The organism is Paraburkholderia sp. BL27I4N3, from assembly GCF_003386115.1.
In the GTDB taxonomy this organism is placed as follows: domain Bacteria; phylum Pseudomonadota; class Gammaproteobacteria; order Burkholderiales; family Burkholderiaceae; genus Paraburkholderia.
The window spans coordinates 5798500-5822343 of the sequence record NZ_QREJ01000001.1 but is presented as its reverse complement, the minus strand read 5'-3'; the positions used below and the strand labels follow the sequence as shown (position 1 = coordinate 5822343).

General features: G+C 61.0%; 17 protein-coding genes. 15 read left to right on the top strand and 2 right to left on the bottom strand.

Annotated elements, in window-relative coordinates; translation table 11 throughout:
* Positions 1–91: 91 nt before the first annotated feature.
* The 8 genes from tviB (at position 92) to B0G71_RS26430 (ending at position 9344) form a co-directional block, all read left to right on the top strand.
* Positions 92–1369: a Vi polysaccharide biosynthesis UDP-N-acetylglucosamine C-6 dehydrogenase TviB gene (gene tviB / locus B0G71_RS26465; RefSeq protein WP_116145439.1), complete on the top strand. Its 1278-nt coding sequence runs from the start codon at positions 92–94 to the stop codon at positions 1367–1369.
* A gap of 77 nt (positions 1370–1446) precedes the next feature.
* Entirely contained in the window at positions 1447–2478 is a 1032-nt protein-coding gene (locus tag B0G71_RS26460) for an SDR family oxidoreductase (RefSeq protein WP_116145437.1), read from the top strand.
* A gap of 85 nt (positions 2479–2563) precedes the next feature.
* Positions 2564–3931 (top strand): murein biosynthesis integral membrane protein MurJ, encoded by a 1368-nt coding sequence (gene murJ / locus B0G71_RS26455; protein WP_116123623.1) that lies wholly within the window; start codon positions 2564–2566, stop codon positions 3929–3931.
* Entirely contained in the window at positions 3928–5088 is a 1161-nt protein-coding gene (locus B0G71_RS26450; protein WP_116145435.1) for a glycosyltransferase family 4 protein, read from the top strand. The genes murJ and B0G71_RS26450 overlap by 4 nt, the downstream gene beginning before the upstream one ends.
* Positions 5089–5140: 52 nt before the next feature.
* Positions 5141–6265 (top strand): glycosyltransferase family 4 protein, encoded by a 1125-nt coding sequence (locus B0G71_RS26445; RefSeq protein ID WP_116145433.1) that lies wholly within the window; start codon positions 5141–5143, stop codon positions 6263–6265.
* Positions 6266–6335: 70 nt separating this feature from the next.
* On the top strand, positions 6336–7526 hold the full coding sequence (locus B0G71_RS26440) for a glycosyltransferase family 4 protein (protein ID WP_116145431.1): 1191 nt from the start codon (positions 6336–6338) through the stop codon (positions 7524–7526).
* Between the two features lie 38 nt (positions 7527–7564).
* Positions 7565–8302: a DUF2334 domain-containing protein gene (locus B0G71_RS26435; RefSeq protein ID WP_116145429.1), complete on the top strand. Its 738-nt coding sequence runs from the start codon at positions 7565–7567 to the stop codon at positions 8300–8302.
* A 64-nt stretch (positions 8303–8366) separates the two neighbouring features.
* Positions 8367–9344: a hypothetical protein gene (locus B0G71_RS26430; RefSeq protein WP_258875666.1), complete on the top strand. Its 978-nt coding sequence runs from the start codon at positions 8367–8369 to the stop codon at positions 9342–9344.
* Positions 9345–9366: 22 nt separating this feature from the next.
* Here the strand turns inward: B0G71_RS26430 and B0G71_RS26425 are convergent, their stop codons facing one another.
* Entirely contained in the window at positions 9367–10542 is a 1176-nt protein-coding gene (locus B0G71_RS26425) for a glycosyltransferase (protein ID WP_116148901.1), read from the bottom strand.
* A gap of 467 nt (positions 10543–11009) precedes the next feature.
* On the opposite strand from B0G71_RS26425, the gene B0G71_RS26420 reads away from it, so the two are divergent.
* From B0G71_RS26420 to B0G71_RS41485, 6 genes are all read left to right on the top strand, one after another.
* Entirely contained in the window at positions 11010–12071 is a 1062-nt protein-coding gene (locus B0G71_RS26420; protein ID WP_181916831.1) for an EpsG family protein, read from the top strand.
* A gap of 312 nt (positions 12072–12383) precedes the next feature.
* Positions 12384–13520 (top strand): glycosyltransferase, encoded by a 1137-nt coding sequence (locus B0G71_RS26415; RefSeq protein ID WP_116145423.1) that lies wholly within the window; start codon positions 12384–12386, stop codon positions 13518–13520.
* Between the two features lie 181 nt (positions 13521–13701).
* Positions 13702–14400 carry a FadR/GntR family transcriptional regulator gene (locus B0G71_RS26410; protein WP_116145421.1) on the top strand — a complete coding sequence of 233 codons (699 nt, stop codon included), beginning with the start codon at positions 13702–13704 and terminating at the stop codon, positions 14398–14400.
* 177 nt (positions 14401–14577) lie between these two features.
* Positions 14578–16395, top strand: coding sequence for a glutamine--fructose-6-phosphate transaminase (isomerizing) (glmS, locus tag B0G71_RS26405; RefSeq protein WP_116145419.1), 1818 nt, complete (start codon positions 14578–14580; stop codon positions 16393–16395).
* A gap of 43 nt (positions 16396–16438) precedes the next feature.
* Positions 16439–18088 carry a hypothetical protein gene (locus B0G71_RS26400; protein ID WP_116145417.1) on the top strand — a complete coding sequence of 550 codons (1650 nt, stop codon included), beginning with the start codon at positions 16439–16441 and terminating at the stop codon, positions 18086–18088.
* 841 nt (positions 18089–18929) lie between these two features.
* Positions 18930–19097: a hypothetical protein gene (locus B0G71_RS41485; protein WP_181916830.1), complete on the top strand. Its 168-nt coding sequence runs from the start codon at positions 18930–18932 to the stop codon at positions 19095–19097.
* A 40-nt stretch (positions 19098–19137) separates the two neighbouring features.
* On the opposite strand, the gene B0G71_RS26395 is transcribed toward B0G71_RS41485, so the two are convergent.
* Positions 19138–20361 (bottom strand): GDSL-type esterase/lipase family protein, encoded by a 1224-nt coding sequence (locus B0G71_RS26395; RefSeq protein ID WP_116145415.1) that lies wholly within the window; start codon positions 20359–20361, stop codon positions 19138–19140.
* A gap of 416 nt (positions 20362–20777) precedes the next feature.
* Here B0G71_RS26395 and B0G71_RS26390 point away from each other — a divergent pair, with 416 nt between their 5' ends.
* Positions 20778–23843, top strand: coding sequence for an acetoacetate--CoA ligase (locus tag B0G71_RS26390; RefSeq protein WP_116145413.1), 3066 nt, complete (start codon positions 20778–20780; stop codon positions 23841–23843).
* Position 23844 lies beyond the last annotated feature (1 nt).

Here is a 23844-nt window from a genome sequence, read left to right as displayed (position 1 = left end):
GCGCGTAGCCCCGGGCAAAGCTTCAGTCCTGCTGAACCGTGCCCGGGGTTCGGACAAAGACGCGAATCCATAATAAAGGGGAGCAAGAATCATGCATTCGTTAAACGAGCTGAAACTCGCCGTGATCGGTCTGGGCTATGTCGGCTTGCCGCTTGCGGTGGAGTTCAGCAAGCATCGCCCGGTAGTGGGTTTCGATATCAACGGGGCCCGTATCTCGGCGTTGCGTGAAGGACGGGACGTCACACTCGAAGTCTGCAATGAAGAACTGGCCGCTGCCACCGGCATGACGTTCACGTCCGACGCGCAGGAACTGAAAGCCTGCAACGTGTTCATCGCAACCGTTCCGACGCCGATTGACGACTACAAGCGGCCCGATCTCAGGCCCTTGATCGGCGCCAGCGAAACCATCGGCGGCGTGCTGAAAAAGAACGACGTAGTCATCTACGAATCGACCGTCTATCCGGGTGCGACGGAAGAGGAGTGCGTGCCGGTTCTCGAGCGGGTCTCGGGGCTGAAATTCAACGTGGATTTCTTTGTCGGCTACAGTCCGGAGCGCATTAATCCCGGCGACAAGGCACACCGCGTGACGGATATCCGTAAAGTCACTTCGGGATCGACACCGGAAACCGCCGAACTCGTCGATCAGCTGTACCGCGAGATCATCGTCGCGGGCACGCACAAGGCGAGCAGCATTCGCGTGGCCGAGGCGGCCAAGGTCATCGAGAACACACAGCGCGACGTCAACATCGCGCTGATCAACGAACTGTCGATCATCTTCAACAAGATGGGAATCGACACGGAGTCGGTCTTGCTGGCAGCCGGAACCAAATGGAACTTCCTGCCATTCAGGCCGGGTCTGGTGGGCGGGCATTGCATCGGCGTCGATCCGTATTATCTGACGCACAAGGCGCAGGCGATCGGCTATCACCCGGAGATCATCCTCGCCGGCCGGCGTCTGAACGACAGCATGGGCGGGTATGTCGCGTCGCAGCTCGTGAAGGCGTTGACCAAGCGGCAGATCGGCGTCTCCGGTGCCCGCGTGCTGATCATGGGGCTGACCTTCAAGGAAAATTGTCCGGACCTGCGCAACACCAAGGTCGTCGACATCGTTGCCGAGTTGCGCGAGTACGGCGTCGAGGTCGATGTCTACGATCCATGGGTCTCGAAAGAAGACGCCCGTCGCGAACACAACCTCGATCCGATCGAGCATCCCGCCAAAGGTGTCTACGACGCGACGATCGTGGCCGTCGCGCACAGCCGGTTCCTGGAATTGGGCGTGGAAGCCATTCGCGTCTTCGGCAAGCCCGAACATGTGCTGTACGACCTGAAATACCTGCTGCCTCCCGAGGCTAGCGATCTGCGTCTCTAAGCAATGCCAGATGCCGCGCACATCGCACGCAATGCCATCACGGCGTGATGGCTTCCTCATCTGATCCGGAGGCACTGATGCCAGATCGCTACGAAACAATACGGCAACAACTCGCCGGACGCCCGCAGCAGTGGCTGATTACCGGCGTGGCCGGTTTCATCGGCTCGAATCTGCTGGAGGCGCTGCTCAAGCTCGATCAGACCGTGGTCGGACTCGACAATTTTTCCACCGGCTACCAGCGCAATCTCGACGAAGTACGCTCCGTCGTTTCGCCGGAGCAATGGAAGCGCTTCAGGTTCATCGAAGGCGATATCCGCCGGCTGGAAGACTGCGTGAGCGCCGTTCATGGCGTCGATCACGTGCTGCACGAGGCGGCGCTGGGTTCGGTTCCGCGTTCGGTGGCCGACCCGATCGCGACCCACGAGGTGAACATCAGCGGCTTCCTCAATATGCTGGTGGCCGCGCGCGATGCGCAGGTGTCGAGCTTCACGTATGCCGCCTCGAGCTCGACGTATGGCGACCATCCTGGCTTGCCGAAAGTCGAAGACCAGATCGGCCAGCCGCTTTCGCCGTACGCCGTCACCAAGTACGCCAATGAACTCTACGCGTCGGTGTTTGCTCGTGCGTATGGCTTCAAGACGATCGGCCTGCGCTACTTCAATGCATTCGGAAAGCGCCAGGATCCGGACGGCGCGTATGCCGCGGTCATTCCCAAATGGACGGCGGCGCTGATTGCCGGCGACGACGTCCTGATCAATGGCGACGGTGAAACCAGCCGGGACTTCTGCTTCGTCGACAACGTGGTGCAGGCGAATATCCTCGCGGCGATGTCGGACGAGCCGGCCAGGAACGAGGTGTACAACGTCGCCGTCGGCGATCGCACGACCTTGATCCAGCTCTACGACGGCTTGCGGGCCGTGCTCTCCGACAATGGCGTGCGCTGCGACAAGCGTCCGGTGTTCGGACCGTTTCGCGCCGGCGATGTCAGGCATTCACAGGCCAATGTCGATAAGGCCGAACGGCTTCTGGGTTATGAAAACAAAATCCCCTTCGTCGAAGGTTTGTCCAGAGCGATGCCCTGGTACATCGAATTCGTATCGAAACGGTAATGCCTTCAGTCGCCCAAGCTCACCGGCGCACTCGGCATGACAGGCTCATGCGCGGCGCGTCGATTCTTTTAAGGCGGTAACGTCAATGTCTCAGATCGCAGGTTGGCGAAACCGTCTTGCGCAGATTCACCCTGACCATAGCCGGATCGCACGCAGTGCGGTCTGGGTTTCCATGTTCGCGCTCATCGGCAAATCGGCGGGCGCGCTCAAGGAAATGGCGATCGCGTATCGCTATGGCATCAGCAATGTCGTCGATGCCTATCAGCTCACGCTCACGCTGATCACCTGGCTGCCGGCCACGTTCGTCGCCGTGCTGAGCGTCGTGCTCGTGCCGGCGCTGGTCGAACTGCGTTCGCGGCCCAAGCAGGAGCAGGCGAAGTTTCTCGGCGAACTCGACGTGATGGCGATAGCCGTCGGCGTGGCGTTCGCGGTCCTTCTCTATTTCTCCTGGCCGTATGCGCTGGACCTGATGGCGCGCAACCTGTCGGAAGAAACCCGCGTGATGTCGCGCAGGATGATGCTCGGCATGGCGCCGGTCGGCATCGTCATGCTGACGATCTGCGTCTATGCGGCCCGCCTGCAGGCGCGTGAAAAGCACGTCAACACGCTGCTGGAGTGCGTGCCGGCGCTCGTGCTGCTGGGCTTCGTGCTCGTCTGGCACGATGCAAGCTCGCCGGCGCCGTTGATCTGGGGCAGCACGCTCGGCTTCATCCTCCAGGCAGTGCTATTGGGTGTGCTCTCCGGGCGCGCCGATCAGATCCGCGCGCGGCTCAGCTTCTCTCTCAGCTCGCCGCAGTGGCCGCACATGTATCGCGCGGTCGGCGTGTTCATGATCGGCCAGCTCGTCATGAGTCTGGCCACACCGCTGGATCAGTATTTCGTGGCTGGTCTTGGCGACGGCAACATCGCGACGCTCGGCTATGCGAGCCGCGTGCTGGGCTTGCTGGTCAGCATGGGCGCGGTAGCGATCAGCCGGGCGACCTTGCCGGTTTTATCCGAGCTGTTGAGTGCAGGAGATAACGTTCGTGCCCGAAGCATCGCGCTAAAGTGGTCGCTGTTCATGCTGGCGATCAGCGGCGTGGTGGTGGTGGTGGCGTGGCTTCTCGCACCGTTCGTCGTGAAGCTGCTATTTCAGCGCGGCGCCTTTAGCGCGGCCGATACGCTGGCGGTGTCCAGCCTGTTTCGCTGGGGATTGATTCAGATTCCTTTCTATTTCTCGGTGCTGGTGCTGGTGCAGCTTTTCGCGAGCCAAGGCCGCTTCAAGGCAATGGCTTTGATCGCGGTCGTGAACTTTGCAGTAAAGGCAGTCGCGAATTTTTTCCTGATTCGTTGGCTCGGCATTACGGGGGTTGTCCTGGCAACCGGTGTCATGGGCGCCAGTTCGTTCGTTTGCTATCTGTCTCTGACGCTGTCACACGGATCATTAGAGAATAAAAAGGCAGGTCCGCTATGAAGATTCTGCTGTTCATCCATTCACTGCATTACGGCGGCGCGGAACGCGTCGCCATGAACCTGTCGAGCGAATGGGCGGCACAAGGTCAGGAAGTCTGTGTCGTGACGCTGACCTCTACCGCGAGCGACTTTTATTCGCTGCACGACTCGGTCAAGCGCATAACGCTCGATCTCGCGGGCGCCACTAACGGCCCGGTGAGCGCGGTCTTCGCGAATGCGCGGCGGATGCTGGCATTGCGGCGCGTGCTCAAAGAGGTGCGCCCGGACGTGGTGCTCGGCATCGAGACGAGGCCGTCGATTCTGGCGATCCTGGCCGGCTTGGGCTTGCCGTGCAAGGTCATCGCAACCGAGCACATTCATCCGCCGATGCTGTTCGAAGGCAGGTTCTGGGAATGCCTGCGCCGCTGGACTTACCCGTTCGCGGACAAGGTGGTCGCGTTGACAGAGAAAAGCAGGCTATGGCTGCAGGAGCACTGCCATTGCAAAAGGGTCACCGTCATTCCAAATTCGATCTCGCTGCCGATTCCCGTTGTGGAACCGCTCATCTCGCCGCAGGCGGTCGTGGGCGCACAGCGTCGCGTATTGCTCGCGGCGGGACGGATGGCCGAGCAGAAAGGCTTCGATATCCTGATCGATTCCTTCGGCCGGATCGCGAGCGATTTTTCGGCGTGGGATCTCGTCATTCTCGGCGATGGGGATGACCGGCGCGCACTCACTGCACAAATAGCGGCGGCGGGATTGGGCGATCGCGTGCTGCTGCCGGGTCAGGTCGGCAATATGCCTGACTGGTACGAGCGTGCGGACCTTTACGTGCTGAGCTCGCGCTTCGAAGGCTTCTCGATGACGATCGTCGAGGCGATGGCAAGCGGCTGCGCGGTGGTGAGCTTCGACTGCGATGCCGGCCCTGGTGACATCATCACGCACGGCCACGACGGCCTGCTGGTTCGTCGGGTCGGCGATCCGCAGGCGCTCGCCGATGCCTTGTCGATCCTGATGAAAGACGACGAGACCCGCGCGCTGATGGCGTCGCGCGCGCGTGCTGTCGTCGATCGCTTCTCTGTAGCGAGGGTGTTCTCGATGTGGCGCGACGTGTTCACGCAAACCGGCGCGAAACCTTCGGGACTCGTCGAGCGTCCTTCCGTACGGGTGACGGAATGAGTACCGGGCGCTTTGCACTCCATCAATCACATGGGCCGAATCCGGACCGTTCATGAATATCGTCTTGTTCATTAGCGCGATGCAGGATGGCGGTGCCGAGAGCGTCGCCGCGACGCTTGTCAACGCATGGGTCGAGCGCGGCGACTCGGTCACGCTCGTCGCCACGTATTCCGGCCGCGGCGCCTGCAATTACCCCGTTTCACCGGCCGTGAAGTTCGTCTACCTGGCTGACCTCGTGAAGCGGCGCGGCCGAGGACCGCTCAACTTTATCCAGCGTATGAGTGCCTTGCGTGCCCTCATGCGCGAAAGCAGAGCGGACGTGATTGTGTCGTTCCTGACGAATGTGAATGTCGCGACGATTCTCGCGTCGCGCGGGCTCGGCATTCCCATCATCGTGAGCGAGCACACGAATCCACTTGCCGATAACCGTTCGTTGCTATGGCGACTGCTGTGCCGGTTCGTCTATCCGAAGGCCGATCTGCTGACGCTGCTGACCGACGACGTAGTCGCGCCGTTCAGGAAAGTCGTGCCGGGCATGAAGGATATCGCGGTGATGCCCAATCCGCTGCCCGACGGACTGTTCCTCCAGCAACGCCAACCGGCCACGGCACGCAAACGCGTGATTTCGCTGGGACGGCTCAACAGGACGAAGCAGTTCGATTTGCTGATCCGCGCCTTTGCACTGCTCGCCCACGAGTGGCCTGATTGGGACTTGTGGATCTGGGGCGAAGGACCGGAGCGCGCGGCGCTGGAGGCTCAGATTGAGCAACTGTGCATGGGCGAGCGGATTTTCCTGCCGGGCCGCACGCTGGCCCCGTGGAGCGAACTGGCCAAGGGGCAGGTCTTTGCAATGTCGTCGAGCCACGAAGGTTTGCCCATGGCGCTGATGGAAGGGATGGCGCTTGGACTGCCCGTCGTGTCGTTCGACTGCCCTAGCGGACCGCGGCAATTGACGCGCAACGGCGAGGACGGCCTGCTCATTCCGCCAGGCGACGCGAACTCCATGGCTGCCGCGTTACGCCGGCTGATTTCGGACGACCCGTTGCGCGCCGAACTGGGCAGGAAGGCCGCCGTCTCGGTACGGGAACGCTATTCGTTGAAGGCGGTATTGCAAATCTGGGACCAGTTGTTCGAACGGGTTGGGGCGCGTGCCAAGGCTGCTGAGTCGACGCACTGAATAACCCAACGGCATGGTTGCGCTCGTGATCTGCCGTATTTACACACAGCTCAGAGATTCAGGAGCGGACATGAACGGACGTAAAGTAGTTCTCTTTGCCAACACCGACTGGTATCTGTACAACTTCCGGCTCTCGCTGGCGCAGAGACTGCGGCAAGACGGATATGAAGTGGTCCTGCTGTCGCCGCCGGGAGAATTCGGACCGAAGCTGCAGGCACTCGGTTTCAGCTGGCACCCCGTGCCGATGAATCGCCGCAGTCTCAATCCGTTGCGCGAAGTCGGTGTGCTCGCATGGATTGTCCGGTTTCTCCGCCGTGAAAAGCCCGACCTCGTCCACGGATTTACGATCAAGAGCGCGGTGTATGGCTCGCTCGCGAGCAAGCTGGCCGGCGTGCCCGCGCGAATCAATGCCGTGGCGGGCATGGGCTACGTCTTCACAAGCCGGGATTTGAAAGCCCGCGTGCTGCGGCCTATCGTGCGCCAACTAATGCGCTCCGCGCTTAACGGCCGGCGCAATGCGCTGATTCTGCAGAATCCCGACGACGTCGCGATTTTCAAACGGGCGAGAATTGTCGACGACCGGTCCATACAGCTCATCAAGGGCTCGGGCGTGAACTGTTCGCGTTTCTCTGCCCGGCCGGAGACCGATGAAGACACGCAGGCCCCGTTGCGGGTCGTGCTCGCTGCTCGCCTGTTGTGGGACAAAGGGATTGCGGAATACGTGGAGGCGGCCCGGGCGCTGAGAGATGAAAACCGCTCGGTGCGGTTTCTTCTCGCCGGCTCCCCCGACGATGGCAATCCCGCCTCTGTTCCCCGCGAACTTGTCGAAGGCTGGGCTAACGACGGGCTTCTCACGTGGTTGGGCCATGTCAGCGATATGCCGAAGCTGCTCTCCGAAGTGGACGTCGTGGTACTGCCGAGTTATCGGGAGGGTTTGCCCAAGACGCTGATCGAAGCGGCCGCGTGCGCGTTGCCGCTGATCACCACCGATGTCCCCGGCTGCCGTGAAGTCGTCAGCGCGACGGGAGAAGACGGCTTGCTCATTCCGGTGCGCGATGCCGCGGCGCTGGCCAACGCGATTCGCCTGCTCGATGACGATCGCAAGCTTTGCCGGAAACTCGGCCTTGCGGCTCAGGCCAAGGCGCTGAGTGAATTCGACGAGTCGATTGTGATCAGCAAGACCTTGCGGGTGTATAGCGAATTGCTGGATCCGGCGCCTCGCGAAGTTGTCGTGGCAAGTCAGCGCGAGCGGCAGATTTGACGCTTTCAGCGAAACATCCAGAAGGAGTTTGAGTGGCCATGGTCGTTCCCAAATTCATACTGCGCTTCGATGACATCACTCCGGAAATGGCGTGGTCGCGCTTCGATCCCTTCGATGAGCTTTCCATGGATCAGGACCTGCCGCTGCTCGTCGGCGTCGTGCCGAACTGTCTCGATCAAACGCTCGTCGTCGAGCCGGCGAGAGACGCGTTCTGGGACACGGTCCGCGGTTGGGTCGATCGCGGCTGGAGCATCGCGCAGCACGGCTACACCCACCAGTACGTCACCGAGCACCCTGGGCTGTTGCGTCTCGGCAGCAAGTCGGAGCTGGCCGGTCTCTCCTACGAGGAGCAATTCGCCAAGCTGCAGGCGGGAAAGACGATCCTCCAGCAAGAGGGCGTCTGGCAGCCAGTATTCATGGCGCCTTCCCACTCGTTCGATGAAGCGACGCTCCGCGCGCTGGCCGATCTCGACTTCAAATATTTGACGGACGGCAGCGGCGTCTATCCGTACAAATTCGGCGCCCTGACTGCGGTGCCGCAGTTGTTCGCAACGCCGCTGCATTTTGGTTTCGGCGTGTATTCCATCTGCTTGCATGTCAATACGCTCAGCGAGGCCGAGATCGACAAGATTGTCGGATTCGTGAAGAAGAACCGCTCGCGGTTCATTTCCTTTGAAGACGCCGCGAGCGTCAGAACACCTGTCCCGGGCGTCGCGATGGCGATGCGCTTTTTAACTTCTACCCCGTTGCGCGCCATGCGCCGCTTGAGGGGCTGAACTCTTGATGAGGTGCACGGTGCGCAACAGCCGGAGAGCCGTCAATGCCTTTCTCCTCAGCAGCATGGTGGGTGCGATCACGCGACCTCTCGCTGCGGTGGCCGACGTCGTGACCAACAAGCATGCCGCGCCCGACGAGGTCATCGACCGTTCGTTCGGCGTCAAGGCGGACGGCACGACAAACGACCGCGCCGCGCTTCAGAAGGCAGTCGATAATTCGGTCGGCAAGACGCTCGTCATCACGGGCCCATGCCGGATCGACGCCGAGGGACTGCATATGCGCACCAACAGCCGCGTGCGTTTCGCGCCCGGCGCTTCGATCAAACTGCTTCCTCACGACACGCAAAACTACGAGGTCATCCGTGTCTGGGACGTGCGGCACGTGGTGCTGGAGAATCCTCGCCTCGACGGGAGTAAAGAGCTGAACTCCGTGAAGGGCGGGGAATGGGGCATGGGCATTTCCATTGCCGGAAGCACGGATGTGACGATACTGTCGCCCAGCACGATCAACTGCTGGGGAGACGGCATCTATATCGCCAACAGCTTCGGCAACGGGTTGCCCTATTCGAGCGACGTCCGGGTCATGAATCACTACGCGTCCGGTTGTCGTCGGCAAGGTGTGTCGATTATCAGCGGCAAGAATATTCTGTTCGACAGTCCGGTGTGGGAAAACATAGCCGGCACGCTTCCTTCCGCCGGACTGGATATCGAGCCGAACGCAAACACCGACATCGTGGAAAACATCCGGATTGTGAATCCGATCACACGGCACTGCCAGTTCGGCATTCTGGTCTATCTGGAGGCACTGCCGGGAAGCCGGGAAAAGAACGTCAGCGTCGTGATCAGCGGACACAAGGACGAAGACAGCAGGGAAGCGGCCTTCAGCGTATCCGGATTGAAGATGAAAGGCAGCGTGGTTACCGGCTATATCACGAGCAATTCGCCGACGTGGATTCGTCCGAGGCGAGACGCCTTTGTCAGCGCTGACTACGACCGTGCCGGGCCGAAGATCGATATCACGAATCCCACCATCGTCCGCTAGCCGCTTGCGAGAGGTGCGACGCTCAACGCGTCACACCTTTGGCGCGTAGCAATGTCGTGTACATGTCCCGGTACTGTTGCCAGCACACCGTAATCGAAAAGGACTCGACGATCCGCTCGCGCGCCAGCCGTCCCAGTGTCTTGCGTTGCTCCAGGCTCAACGTCGCCATCTGTTCGAGCGCGTCCGACAAACTGACGGGATCGCGTGGGGGAACAACCAGACCGGTGTCGCCGACCAGTTGGCCGGTATCGCCCACGTCCGTGACCACGCATGGAACGCTGCAGGCCATCGCTTCGCCCACGACCGTGGGCAAGCCTTCCGTTCGGGATGAGAGGCATAGCATGTCGAACGCCGGCATGATTCGATGCAGGTCATTCCGGGCGCCCAGCAAGTGACAGACGCCGCCCAGGCCAAGCTCGTTCATCGTGCGTGCGAGCACCTTGTTGCTGGCGTCGACGTCCTTGCCGACCATGACGAAATGGCACTCCGGCACACGCTGATGAAGCATCGCGGCCGCGCGCAAAAAGTTATCGTAATCCTTGGCGGGATTGGAGCGTCCCACGATTCCAATCAATATGGAAGCCGGCGGCAGGCCGAGCTCATTGAGCAGCGCAGTCCTTGCGGTGGCGTCCGGCACGAACTTGCGGACATCAAAGCCGTTATGAATCACGCGCATCTTCGTGCGTTCGTAGCCGTATTCGACGTGAGTTCTGAACGACGCGTTGGCGCAGCAAATGACCGAATCCGGCAAACGGTTCGAGGTCGCCGCGCCCATTCGCGCAAGCGTATTCAGAACGCGCCCGACTTTGCGCGTGGGCACTTCGGTACGGTGAATACCCCACACGAGCACGAAGCGATGGCGCTGCCTGCTGAGGCGGAACATGAGCCGCGCCAGCAACACCGCCACGCCGCCGAAAATATCCGCGTGATACATCCAGGTCTGGACGACATCGGGGCGCGCTTCGACGATCCACCTTGCCAGTCGAATCAGGAGCAGCGGATTCGGAACACCAGACCGCATTCCCAGAAACCTGACTTCAGCACCCGCCGCGCGCAGACGGTCGGCCATCTTGTCGATGGCGGACAGGGAGATGACGACGTGCGTCTCTCCGGCGATGCGGGACTCCGAAACCAGATTCAGAAGCAACGTTTCGGCACCACCTACCCCGAGTCCCGAAATAATATGGAAAATTTTCATTTTGTTTGCACGGTACGGCATTCGGTGACGTAGAACCGCTGCAATTTCAATCCGGTCCGACTGTGTCGTGTGTCTTTCACGGATCGCTATCCGTCATCACGAGAGGATAATGGAAGGCTAAGTGATCGAGCCGCCGCCATACCGTTCGCCATCCAACACAGCCCGAGACAATTGTCGCTCGCTATTCCCGAATGCGATTTATTGTGCATACGAGTCTATGGACCCATCCTCCGGAATCGATGCGAATCTTATGTGCCGTTCCGCTCGTAAGGTCCAACCGAAAGCTGATAGCGTGCAGGGGCATAAGGCAAAGTTAGTTTGAAGGGCATTCAATGGCCAGATAGCAACACCGGTCACTGAGCGCGGTCCGCCGAACGGCGCTTGCCGAAAGCATGCATGAGCGGCATAAAAATCAACGCACCTCCTCCGGTTTGCGCGGCATTGGCAAGCTGACGGGCAAGAGAGGGATGAAAGTGGCAGAACAACTCAACTCCAAGTTCCAGATCCATCCAATCGGCTACCGGTGGCTGCGGCCTTCCATGCTTGGATTCCTGGCGTTGTCGGCGTTCATTCTCCTGAAGATCGCCCTTGGCGATCGGAGCACGCTGCTCGATCAGGACAATTACGTTGCGTACTTCAGGGACGCCGATCCGCTCTGGATCGTCCATCTCTGGTCCAGCAGCCAGTCGGTGGTACTTTTCATCGTGAAGACCATCACGGATGAACTCGGCTGGCGGCTGTGGGTGTTAGGCCTCGATTCACTGGGCCTCTCACCGGACACCGCGGTGCGTGTGACGGTCGTCGTGCTGAACGTGCTGATGGCGCTTGCTCTTAGCCGCACGCGCCGGCCGCTTCTCGGCCTGCTGTTGTGGGCGCTGATTCCCACCGGCCTTGCGACGGTCGGGTTATTCCAGATCCGCCAGGGATTCGCCCTGTCGATCGCCATGTACTTCGCGATGTGCCGGCAGCAACCCGTTCGAGGCGCGTTGCTCGCGAGTATCGTTCACACCACCTTTGCGTATCCGGCCTTGTTCCTGATTCTCGCGCACGTCCTCATGAAGCGAAGCAAGGCGCTGGCGATCGTGGGCGTGGTCGGCGCGGCGCTCGCAATGTCGCTGGCGTCGGCGTGGCTGTTCGCCAGGTTCGGCGGCCGCCGGATCGAGGAATACACGCAGCAGGAAGAATTCACCGTGAACTTCCTGATCTCGCTCGCTCTGTATCTGATCGTACCAATGCTCGTGATCGTGCTGCGTCGAAAGCATATCGAGCATGTCGCGCGCGAAATGGTCGTTCATGAGATCGCGATCATGCATATCGGGCTGATCATGTTCCTGATCATCTCCTTCTTCGTCTATCCATTCGGGACCCAGCGCATTGTCTACTATGGACCGCTGCTGTTGGCCTTCATGCTGCCGGAGATCCGTATCAAGAATTCGCTGGTCCTGTGGATGGTCGCTTTTATCCTGGCTATTTTGACTTACGACATTCACAAGAATTATCTGCTGGACACTTATAAGTACTTTCTCTGAGCGCTTGTCCGCTGGCCGCAAGGTAATGCTTGCCGGTACGAAGCACGCCTTCTTCCGGAGCGTGTGCAAGAGCGGGCAATGATCATTTCATAGACATATTCCGCTGCGTCGATCAGTTGATTCGGCGTATGCCGTGGCACGTCGTATTTACGCTTATTTGTCGGCTCATAAAATGATCGTGTCCGGGTTGTGTTGGGAATGCCACAGAGGAAAGACTCAAAGTGAGAGACGGTGTGCATCACTAACCTTGTCCTAAATGTGCTTTAAAGCGACAAGAAAATAAAAATTCGTACGTTTATGTTGGAGACCGAGATGTTAAATCTTGCGTTTGGCTTTGTTGTCTCATTCCTGGTTATCTTTTTTATCGTACGAAGTTCGGGCTTGCACGGGTCGCTTACGATGGACCACGACTTGCGGGGCATTCAGAAGAACCACGCCTATGCGGTGCCGCGAATCGGCGGAGTCGGCATTGCCTGCGCCGCCACGGTCGTTGCGCTCATCCAGCCGTTGTGGGCGACCGCCCCGGGGACCGGTCAACTGCTGCTCCTGTTGTGCGCCGTGCCCGCCTTCGCAGGCGGCGTGATCGAAGACATGACCAAGCGCGTGAGCCCGCGCGTGCGGCTGCTGTGCGCGCTCGCTTCGGCGCTCGCGGCCTGCCTGCTGATGCACGCCACACTCACGCGGGTGGACTTGCCGCTTATCGATCAGTGGTTGCGCATTCTGCCGATCGGGATCGGCTTCACCATGCTCGGCGTCGCCGGTCTGACGAACGCCGTCAATATCATCGACGGCTTCAACGGACTCGCCTCGGTCGTCACCATGCTGATCTTCGCCTCGATCGGTTATGTGGCCCATAGCGTCAACGACTGGCTTGTCATGAGCATGGCGCTGACCATGATTGGCGCGATCGGCGGCTTCGTGCTCTGGAACTTTCCGGTGCCTTCCGTTTTCCTCGGTGATGGAGGGGCCTATTTCATCGGTTTCGTCATGGCGGAGCTGCTGGTCCTGCTGATCGTGCGCAACCCGGGCGTGTCGGCGTGGTACGCGATGGCCGTCGCCATCTATCCGACCTTCGAGACGCTCTTTTCCATCTATCGCCGCAGGATCGTGCGCGGCAGGCCGGCGGGCGCTCCGGACGGACTTCATCTGCATACGCTCGTGTATCGGCGTGTGGTGCGAAAGGGTATCGACGGCGGCAATCTGCGCCGGCGTGCGATGCGCAATTCCTGCACATCCGTTTATCTGTGGGTGCTGAGCCTCGTCAGCATCGTGCCGGCCACGTTCTTCTGGGACACGCCTATCGCGCTCGCCGGGGCGACCATCGCCTTCGTCACGATCTACGTTCACGTCTATGTGTCGATCGTACGCATCAGGACGCCGCGCTGGCTGGTGATCACGGGACACGCGCCGGTCGTCGCGCCGCGCGGAGCCGAGGAGCCGCGCCACTGACCCGGCGCTGCGATTTCCATTCATTTACACAGGCAGTGTGTGAGGACGTACGTTGCGGGAGCGAAACCCGATGCACCATATGAACATACAAAGGCACGGGGACAAGCCTTGAAAACCGCGGCCAGGGTCCGGAAAAAGACGGACCTTGCAGGTAACGCCCATAGGACCACGAGAAGACAAAATGAACCACGGATACGAAACATCGCTAGTCAAGCGAGTGGTCAACCAGGTGGTGACCGGTATCATCAACGGGGATTACGACGGCGACATGCTGCCTCCGCAGGTCATCCTGTCGAAGAAGCTCGGCGTGAGCCGCTCGATCATGCGCGAAGCGATCAGCATCCTGATTTCACGCCAGATTCTCGACGTCCGGCCGAAAACGGGTACACGCGTCAAGCCGACGAAAGACTGGCTCATCATCGATCATGAAGTCGCCGAGTGGCGGCTTCGCGCCACGCCCGATCCGGAGTATCTGCACGGGCTGATCGAATTCCGCAAACTCGTCGATCCGCGTGCGGCTGCGTTCGCGGCCACGCGGGCGAGCCGGCATCAGCGCATTGCTATCGCCGGCATGTATCAGAATCTCCAGCAGGCGAGCGGGGATCCCGTCGCGCGCAAGGCCGCCGAAGACGCGCTGCAACTGGCGATCATCGACGCCAGCGGCGACAGCTTGCTCAGCCAGATGGGCAACATCGTCCGGATGGGGCTGAAGTCCGTGCAACCGGTCTCCCGCATGCAAGCGCTGGCGTACGAGGCGCGGATAGCCGATTACGGCAAAGTCGTGCGCGCGATCGAACTCGGCGATGCGGACGGCGCGAAGGCGGCGATGATGCAACTCATCAGCCATAGCGCGGACCAGCTGCTCGCGGAAACGGTTTGAGCTGAATACCGGCCGCCGCCGGGGTCCGAAGGTGGCCGATTTAATTCGGATGCCTATTTAGAATAAGGATGCGCGAAGCAACGGGCCGCTGTAGCGCAACAGAAGACGCTTTATGAAGTCCACGCGATATTCCAACACGGTTGAGTCGCGCAACGGACTAAACCATCGGAGGGGAATATGTGTGGAATCGTGGCTGGGATCGCGGAACGCAACGTCGTTCCGGTATTGCTCGAAGGCTTGCGGCGGCTGGAATACCGCGGCTACGACTCCTGCGGCGTGGCGGTGTTGCGGGACGGCGCGCCACACCGCGTGCGCAGTCTGACGCGCGTTCGCTCTCTGGATCGCGAGGTCCGCGAGATGGGGCTCGAAGGCTGGACGGGCATCGCTCACACCCGCTGGGCGACGCACGGCGCGCCGGCGACCCAGAACGCGCATCCCATCTTCTCGCAGAACGAGATCGCGATCGTTCACAACGGCATCATAGAAAACTTCGAGGCGCTGAAACTCACGCTGAGCGGCGCGGGCTATGAATTCGCGAGCCAGACGGACACGGAAGTGATCGCCCATCTGATTCACAGTCACTACCGGGGCGATCTGGCGGAAGCGGTGCGTCGCGCCGTGAGCGAGCTGCGCGGCGCCTATGCGATCGCAGTCTTCTGCAAGGCCGAGCCGGAGCGCGTGGTGGGGGCGCGCTATGGCTCGCCGCTCGTGATCGGGATAAACGGCAAGGAATCGTTTCTTGCGTCGGATCCGCTGGCGCTTTCCGACGTAACCGACCGGTTCATCTTCCTGCAGGACGGAGACATCGCCGATCTGTCCCACAACGGCACCCGGATCATGAATCGCGACGGCCAGCCGGTCGAGCGCGAGGCGCGCACGTTGCTCCATCCGCCCACCGAGGCGGCGCTCGGACCGTATCGTCATTTCATGCAGAAGGAAATTTTCGAACAGCCGCTGGCTGTGTCCAAAACATTCCCCCGCAACAGCGCATTCGACGCCACGCTTTTCGGGGCCACCGACCCGCAGGCGTTCGCGCAGATCGACTGCATCCTGCTGCTTGGCTGCGGCACGAGCCACTATTCCGCGTTGACCGCCAAGACGTGGTTCGAGTCGATCGCGAAGATCCCGACGCAGGTCGAGATATCCAGCGAATACCGCTACCGCGAAACGATCCCGGGCAAGAACACGCTGGTGGTGCCGATTTCGCAATCGGGCGAGACCGCCGACACGCTCGGCGCCCTGATGCATGCGCAAGCGCTCGGTCAGGACCACACGCTTGCAATCTGCAACGTGGCGACCAGCGCGATCGTGCGGCAGTCGCGCTGGTCGTTCATCACGCAAGCCGGTCCCGAGATCGGTGTCGCATCGACCAAGGCGTTTACCACGCAACTCGTGGCGCTGTTCGTTCTCGCGGTGACGCTCGGCCGCTCACGCGGGTACGTCGATGCACAGCAGGAAGCGAACTACCGCTCGCAGCTCTCGGGCCTCTCCACGGCGCTACAGGGCGTGCTGGCGCGCGAACCGCAGATCATCGCGTGGGCGCACGAGATCGCGCGCACGGACAGCGCGATCTTTCTCGGCCGTGGTGCGCACTTTCCGATCGCACTGGAAGGCGCGTTGAAGCTCAAGGAGATTTCGTACATTCACGCCGAAGGCTATCCCGCCGGTGAACTGAAGCACGGACCGCTAGCGCTTGTGACCGATGCGATGCCGGTCGTCGTGACCGCGCCAAATGACGGCTTGCTGGAGAAGCTGAAGTCGAACATCCAGGAGGTTCGCGCCCGCAGGGGCCAGGTGTACGTGTTCGCCGATGCCGATGCGAATCTGTCGAACGAGGAAGGTTTGCGCGTCATTCAGATGCCCGAGTACTACGGGCCGCTGTCGCCGATTCTGCACGTGCTGCCTTTGCAACTGCTCGCGTATCACACGGCGTGCACGCGAGGAACCGACGTCGACAAGCCGCGCAACCTCGCGAAATCGGTGACGGTGGAATGAGGCGCGGGGCACGTTGCATATCGATCCACCAAGACAATCAGCGATGAACACGATCAAGGTTGGGGTTCTCGTCGACGACGTTGCGTTGCCGGCCTGGGTGAATCACATGCTAGGGCTGATTGCCGCCGAGCAGGGAATGGAGATCGCCCTTGTCGTCAAATATGCGTACCAACGGCGCCCGGGGAGGAAAACTGCTTCGCAGGCCGGTCGGTGGCCCTTGTCGCTGTGGATGGCGCTCGACAAACGCCTCGTCAAGGTCGGACACGACGCGTTCAGGACCGAGTCGCTGGCCTCGGCGCTGGCGGAAGTGCCCACCTTGAATGTCGAGGTGGAGAGCAAGGAATGCGGGGATCATTTCGATCCTCGCGACCTCGCGAAAATCGCCACGCATGGCATCACCGTATTTCTGCGGCTCGGCCCGTTGCGGCCTTGCGGCGAAATCTTCGATACAGCTTCGTGCGGGATATGGTCATACCGGCATGGCGATGAAATAGTCGAACGTGACGGACCCGTCGGCGTGTGGGACATTCTTCTGGACCGGACAACGACGGCGTCCGCCTTGCAGTTTCAGACCCGGGCGGGCGAACGCCCGCACACGTTGCAAAAATCATGGTCGATGACCTATCCGGTGTCGATTCACAGGAATCGCAGCCACTGCTACTGGAAGACGCTCTCGTTCGCGCCGCGAAAGTTGCGCGAGCTCAGGGACATCGGCGAAGACAACTTCAGGCGGAAATACACGCAGGCTGATGCGCCACCCGCGTTTTATTCCGGCGAGAAGATCGCCGAGTCGACCAGCGGCGCTTACGGCAAGTTTATTGGTCAGTTGATGGCGAGAACCGTCGCCAGGAAGGCAAGCGGGCTGCGCAAGTTCGAACAGTGGATGTTGCTGTATCACTTCGGCGAGAATGCTCAAATCCCTGAGCGTCTTTTCGAGTTCAAGCAACTGCTGCCGCCCAAGGACCGCTTCTGGGCAGACCCGTTCGTGGTGGAAAGAAATGGCGAGTATGCGGTCTTTATCGAAGAACTCGAATACTCGAAGAACAGGGGGCATCTCTCGGTTATCCGTTTCGATGCGAACGACCAGCCGATCCTGCCTCCCGTGAAGATTCTGGAGCGGCCTTATCACCTGTCCTATCCGTTCATGCTGGAGGAGGGCGGCGATCTCTACATGATCCCGGAGACCAACGAGAGCAAGGCCATCGAGCTTTATCGGTGCACGAGGTTCCCGGATCAGTGGGAACACGTCATGAACCTGATGGATGACGTCATGGCCGTGGACACGACAATCTGGCGTCACGACGGCAAATACTGGCTCTTCGCCTGCATGCGGGAAAACGAGCACGCACCGCTGTCCGACGAGTTGTTTCTGTTCTGGTCGGATACGCTGTTGAGCAAGGACTGGCATCCTCATCCCTGCAACCCGATCGTGTCGGATATCAGAACTGCTCGCCCCGCGGGGAGCATTTTCGAACATCACGGCCAGTGGTATCGGCCCGCGCAGGACTGCAGTGGCAAATACGGGCGCGCGTTGTCGTTTCAACGTATCGACGCTATCGACGAAACCACCTATAAGGAAACGTCGGCAAGCCGGATCGAAGCTAATTGGGACGCAAGCATAGATCGCGTGCACACGTTCAACCGGGCGGGGCGATTGACGCTCATCGACGGGATGAAGAAGCGCGCTAAATAGTGACTCACCGCGGTATCCGGCGCGCGGCGCCGGATCTTCCGTTGAATGTATGGCGCACAGCCCCGCATTACGCCGGGGCTGTTTCAATTGGCGTCCATCCAGATCACGGTGTTCTTTTTCTTCCGGACGGCCCATGAAACTCGGGTGAGTCTGCGTGGCCGTTAGCGGCGTCTCCATAGCGCCGTTCGGACGCGGCTCGCACCTTCTGCCCATTTGCGGGCGGACTTTCGTATTCTGCGCGCTCTCGTAGAGCACCGTGGCGAACCAGCAGCCAAAGCAGGACTACGACGGTAACCCACACGCAAACGATAAGGATAATTGTGGTCGATGTGAACATGGCGAGCCTGCTTATTGGAATTGATTTATGGGCGTGAACGGCGGTAAAAGCGTTCAATCCAGGCGACTCAACCTGGTGCCTCAAATTTACTGATTGCCACCTTGTCCCCCGAGTTTTGATGTATTTGCTGCCGATGTTGAAGCGAAAGACGAGCCCTTTCTGCGGCGCGGCGCACACAGAAATCAAACTACCCAGGAATGTGCGGACGATAGACAGCCCGGCTAATGGACGTCGATCCGGGGGTTTTGAATGCCGCTATGGGTATACTCTGATGAATGGAATTCACGCGACGGCCAGGCGGATGCCGGTATCCGATAGACGGCGCAGAAACGCCAGGCCGGACCCGCGTGTCTTGCTAACAACTTAATGGAGCGTTATAGGAGAGTGCAGGGTCGAGCCGGCTGATCGGTTGTGGCGGAGCGCGCAGCGTTGCAAATCGCGGCCACGCCTGTCGGAATGATAAAGTGCGCGTCGATCGGCTTTCCCTCAACTCACGGAGGACATATGGCACTTTTGAGCATCATCGGGACGGCTGTTTTCGTCGCGATTGTTTTGCTCTCGCTGTTGGCGGTGATGGATGTCCTGTTCTTTACGTCCGGTAGAAAGAAAATGATGAAGAGCGGCACCGGCGCGCGAAAACTGGGCGGACATCGAAGATGTTTGCGTAAATGAGTCGCTTCGCCTGCGCAGCAGTCGATTGTCCGACGCGCCATCAGGGCGCCTGGACGGGCACCCCGGCCGTAAGCGCACCCAGATCCATCGCGTCGGCGATGGCTTGCAAGCCCGCCTCGTTCGGATGGAGGTTGTCGCCGCTGTTATAGGCCGGTAGCAAAACAGCGGGATTGGCGGGGTCGCTGACGGCCTTCGCCTGGTCGAGTACCGCATCGCAACCGCTCGTCGGACTCAGGATGAAGGCGTTAATGTCCTGCCGCGCCGCTTCGACGGATCCCGTTGCGGCAAACGGCGTGAGCGTGGAGCATATGGCCTTGATGTTAGCGCGATGCGCGCGCTCGATGAGTTGTCGCAATGCACCGATCAACCGGCGAGCCGTGGGCGGTGTGTCGGTGTTCAGGTCGTTGATTGCGTCGTCCGAGATGACGACCCATTCCACGCCCGGTTGCTGGAGCACGTCGCGATCAAAGCGCTTGAGACCAGCCTGTCCGGCGTTATTGGTGAAGAAGTCATTGCCGCTGATGCCCTGGTTGAGCACGCCCACGGTCATGCCGGCCTGCTGCAACCGGATCGCGAGGCGATTGGGCCAGCGCCGGTTGGCATTGACACTCGACTTGAGACCGTCGGTTATGGAAGCGCCGAATGTGACCACCGCCCCGGTCGCGGCGGGGTTCAACACGTCGAGACCCGTCAGGAAATAGTAGGACTGGCCGCCGGGGGAGAACGTGCTTCCGCCGGTAAAGACCGGGTCGGCGGCGACATCTCCGGCGGCGATATAGACGTCTTGCAGGCCGTCGACGTGGCCGGTCGAACGCTGCGCCGTCTGCACGGGTAGATAGAGGCTGATGGCGACATCGGCGAGCGGCGGAACCTCGAACGCGACCGGGTCGCTCAAGACCGAAGCGCCCACGGGAATCGTCACGTTCGGCTGACCGTCGAATGTGACCGCGCGGTCACTGCCGACCACCGTTTTCTGACCTCCAGCGCCCCGCGCGATTCGCGCTTCGCCAATCATCAGCGGCTCTGAACCGAACAGGTTCGACAATTGGATTCGCGCCGATCCTCCACCGATGCTGGTGTGCACTATCTGCCGCAACGTCTGGTTATTGAAGCCGGCATCGTCGGTGATGGAGGGCGAAGCGGACCACGTGCCTATCCAGGGCGCGGACGTCTCGACGCCTTGCACCCCCTTGCTGGCTATATCGGGCAGCACGATACAAAGTACAAGGGTCGCTTTAAGAAGCGCCGGAATCCATCGGTTCACGTCCTTTTCCTTGTGGAAGACCGAGCTTCCGCGAGTGCAACGTCTGTGGCAGACGCATCGCACAGCGCGAGCCCGATCCTCTTTTTGCGGTTTGATCGCTGTCTGCCGATTTAATCGTTCTTTTGTGCATGCGTTCGGTGCGGTAGATAACACAGCGCCGGGCGGCCAGCAAATTCAATTGCCTGCGCGCAACGAGCGGGCGGTCAAAAGTTCGTGCCGCGAGACGTTGCGCGGCGAGGCGTGTAATTTTGTGTGAGGTCGCACATAGCGTCGTTGTCTCGCGCAGTAATCTGTTTGCGAGGGCAGAGTGCTCAAGGCCAGACAAGAGGCACTGTCGGAATGCGACTGCTTACCGGCGCCCGCCGGCAACAGGCAGATAACTACATATAACGCTTTATTCCACTACTGGTGGCGGGATGAATCACGAGAATTTCGTCGGGGCCAGCATGCGCATGTATGCGCGCGAACCCGTATTTCAGAACTTGCCGGAACGCGTCGCCGAATCACGAATATCACGCTTTACCGCGGCGCTGGAAACTTTCACAGGCGAGCGTTTCGCGGACTATCCGGAACTGCACGCTTATTCGACGCGCGAGTTCCGCCGGTTCTGGCAGTGCTTTCTGCAATGGACCGACGGAATGGCATGGAGCGGCGCGGCCGAGCCGGTCTGCGTCGGCGACGAATGCGAGACCGCGCGTTTCTTTCCGAACGTCGAGCTGAATTACGCCCAAAGCGTTCTCGGGCGAAAGATCGCGCCGGACGACTCGCCGGCCCTCACCGCGCGTTATGCCGATGGCCGCCGCGAAACGATGACGCGCGGCGAGTTGCGCGAACGTGTGGCGCGCCTTGCCTGTTCGCTCAACGAGCTCGGTCTGCGTCCGGGCGACCGCGTGGTCGCGATGATGCGCAACGACGCGCACGCAATCGTCACCGCGCTCGCGGTGACGGCGCTGGGCGCGACGCTCTCCACCGCCGCGCCTGAGACCGGCGTGCAGGCGATCCTCGACCGCTTCGAGCCGCTCGAACCGCGCATGCTGTTCGCGCACACGACGCAGCGCTCATTCGATACGGCCGGCTCGCTCGCTTCGCACGTCGCGGCAGTGGCCGCGGCATTGCCGACGCTCACGAACGTTGTCTGCCTGGACGAAACGCCGCTGCCGAGCACGGTGAGCCAGCCTCAGCATTCGCTGCGCGATCTCATCGTTCAGGGTGACGCCGCGCGGTTCGAATGGCGGCGCTTTCCGTTCAATCATCCGCTTTTCATCATGTTCTCGTCGGGCACGACAGGAAAGCCCAAGTGCATCGTGCACGGCGCCGGCGGCACCTTGCTCGAACATCTGAAAGAGCATCAGTTGCACAGCGACCTGGGTCCGGGCGACAAGCTCTACTTCCACACGAGTTGCTCGTGGATGATGTGGAACTGGCAGTTGTCGGTGTTGGCGTCGGGCGTCGAGATCGTCACGTACGACGGACCGGTTGCGGAAGTGGACACGCTTTGGCGGCTGGTCGCCGATGAGCGCGTGACCGTGTTCGGCACGAGTCCCGCCTATCTGAAGATGTGTGAGGACGCGGGCCTGAAACCCGGCGAGCAGTTCGGGCTGGACGCGCTGCGCGCGATGATGTCGACTGGTGCCGTGCTCTACGACTCGCAGTTCGAATGGGTGCGCGCCTATGTCAAGCCGCTGCAGCTCCAGTCGATTTCCGGCGGCACGGATATCATCGGTTGCTTCGTGCTCGGCAATCCGAATCTGCCGGTCTACGCGGGCGAAGCGCAGTGCAAGAGTCTCGGCCTGGATGTTCAGGCGTGGAACGAAGGCAAGCCCACCTCCATGACCGGTGAGCTGGTTTGCGTCAATCCGTTTCCGTCACGCCCGCTCGGCTTCTTCGGCGACGCGGACGGCTCGCGCTTTCACGCCGCCTATTTCAAGGCGAATCCTGGCGTGTGGACGCACGGCGACATCATCGAATTTTCGGCGCAGGGGTCGGCGCGCCTGCACGGACGCAGCGACGGCGTGCTGAATGTGCGCGGCATCAACGTCAGCCCCGGCGAGATCTACCGCATTGTCAGCAGTATTGGCGAGATCAATCAGTCGATGGTCGTCGCGCAGACTGCCCATGACGCGAGCGGATCGGGCCAGCGCGTCGTGCTGCTGCTCGTGTTGCGCCGGGGCGCGAAGATGAGCGCCGCACTCGCTTCGCGCGTGCGGCGTGAACTGATGCTGCAGGGTTCGGCGGCGCTCGTGCCGGACGTGATCGCCGAAGTCGAAGCGCTGCCCGTCACGCACAATGGCAAGCCATCGGAGGCGGCCGCGCGCGATGCAGTGAATGGTTTGCCGGTGCGCAATCTTTCGTCGCTGGCGAACCCCGGATGCGTCGAGAAGATCAGCGCGCATCCCGCGCTCGCCCGCACACGTCGCGAGTTGCCGGAGCCCGGTGAATCGGCCGAGCAGGTCGAAGTCTATCTATGCGCGCTCTGGGAGCAGCTTTTCAGTTTCGCGCCGGTCAGTCTGGACGACAACTTCTTTGAACTCGGTGGCCATTCGCTGCTCGCCGCGCAGATGCTCGCCGAAATACGGCTGGCAACGGGCCGAACGCTGCCGCTTGCAACGCTTATCATCGCGCCGACCATTGCGCGGCTCGCGGCCGTTATCACAGGCGAGCGAGCGCAGGACACGCATCCCAACATCGTGCCGATGCGTGCGGGCCGCGGAAGGCCTGTGTTCATGCTTCATAGCATCACGGGTTCAGTGATGGAGTGCCTGACGCTGGCCGGCGCACTGAAAAACGAGCGGCCCGTGTACGGTCTGCAGGCGCGCGGACTCGATGGCGACGAGGAGCCGCAGCGAAGCGTCGAGGAGATGGCGACGGTGTATGTCCAGCAGATGCGCGCGGTGCAGCCGAGCGGCCCGTATGCGCTGGTCGGTTATTCGTTTGGCGGCCTGGTCGCGTTCGAGATAGCGCAGCAACTTGTCGCGGCGGGCGAGAAGATCGAATTGCTGTGTCTGCTGGATACTTACGTGGACGAACGCTATTTGCCGTGGCACGAGTGGTTGTCCTTCCAGTGCGAAGTCATGGCGGAGCGCGTGCGAGCGTTTCGCACGCTTTCCGCACGAAGTCGCGTCGCCTATATGAAGGAGCGGGTGTTCGGAGCCGCCGACCGGATTCGCATGCGGCTCGGCAAGATGGCCGCGAGGCCGGCCGCCGATACGCAGGGGCTGCCACCTGCACTGCGGCAGGTACGCGAGTCGATGCGCGTCGCGATGGCGACGTACCGCCCGCGCCGCTATCTCGGCAGCCCGATCGTCTACGTGCGCGCTTCCGCCAGGGAAGACGGGCAGGGCGATCCGTTGCCGGCCTGGCAGCGCGTGGCAAGCAGCGGGCTGCTGGTGAAGACTATCGACGGCGCCCATACCGATCTCGTTGTCGAACCGCACCTGGCCACCGTGGCCGATACGCTCGCGCGCAGGCTGGCCGGCCCGTAGC

Excerpts from the sequence above, each read along its gene's own strand:
- tviB (WP_116145439.1), top strand. The coding sequence starts at position 92 with ATGCATTCGTTAAACGAGCTGAAACTCGCCGTGATCGGTCTGGGCTAT.
- B0G71_RS26460 (WP_116145437.1), top strand. The coding sequence starts at position 1,447 with ATGCCAGATCGCTACGAAACAATACGGCAACAACTCGCCGGACGCCCG.
- murJ (WP_116123623.1), top strand. The coding sequence starts at position 2,564 with ATGTCTCAGATCGCAGGTTGGCGAAACCGTCTTGCGCAGATTCACCCT.
- B0G71_RS26450 (WP_116145435.1), top strand. The coding sequence starts at position 3,928 with ATGAAGATTCTGCTGTTCATCCATTCACTGCATTACGGCGGCGCGGAA.
- B0G71_RS26445 (WP_116145433.1), top strand. The coding sequence starts at position 5,141 with ATGAATATCGTCTTGTTCATTAGCGCGATGCAGGATGGCGGTGCCGAG.
- B0G71_RS26440 (WP_116145431.1), top strand. The coding sequence starts at position 6,336 with ATGAACGGACGTAAAGTAGTTCTCTTTGCCAACACCGACTGGTATCTG.
- B0G71_RS26435 (WP_116145429.1), top strand. The coding sequence starts at position 7,565 with ATGGTCGTTCCCAAATTCATACTGCGCTTCGATGACATCACTCCGGAA.
- B0G71_RS26430 (WP_258875666.1), top strand. The coding sequence starts at position 8,367 with ATGGTGGGTGCGATCACGCGACCTCTCGCTGCGGTGGCCGACGTCGTG.
- B0G71_RS26425 (WP_116148901.1), bottom strand. The coding sequence starts at position 10,542 with ATGAAAATTTTCCATATTATTTCGGGACTCGGGGTAGGTGGTGCCGAA.
- B0G71_RS26420 (WP_181916831.1), top strand. The coding sequence starts at position 11,010 with ATGAAAGTGGCAGAACAACTCAACTCCAAGTTCCAGATCCATCCAATC.
- B0G71_RS26415 (WP_116145423.1), top strand. The coding sequence starts at position 12,384 with ATGTTAAATCTTGCGTTTGGCTTTGTTGTCTCATTCCTGGTTATCTTT.
- B0G71_RS26410 (WP_116145421.1), top strand. The coding sequence starts at position 13,702 with ATGAACCACGGATACGAAACATCGCTAGTCAAGCGAGTGGTCAACCAG.
- glmS (WP_116145419.1), top strand. The coding sequence starts at position 14,578 with ATGTGTGGAATCGTGGCTGGGATCGCGGAACGCAACGTCGTTCCGGTA.
- B0G71_RS26400 (WP_116145417.1), top strand. The coding sequence starts at position 16,439 with ATGAACACGATCAAGGTTGGGGTTCTCGTCGACGACGTTGCGTTGCCG.
- B0G71_RS41485 (WP_181916830.1), top strand. The coding sequence starts at position 18,930 with ATGGCACTTTTGAGCATCATCGGGACGGCTGTTTTCGTCGCGATTGTT.
- B0G71_RS26390 (WP_116145413.1), top strand. The coding sequence starts at position 20,778 with ATGAATCACGAGAATTTCGTCGGGGCCAGCATGCGCATGTATGCGCGC.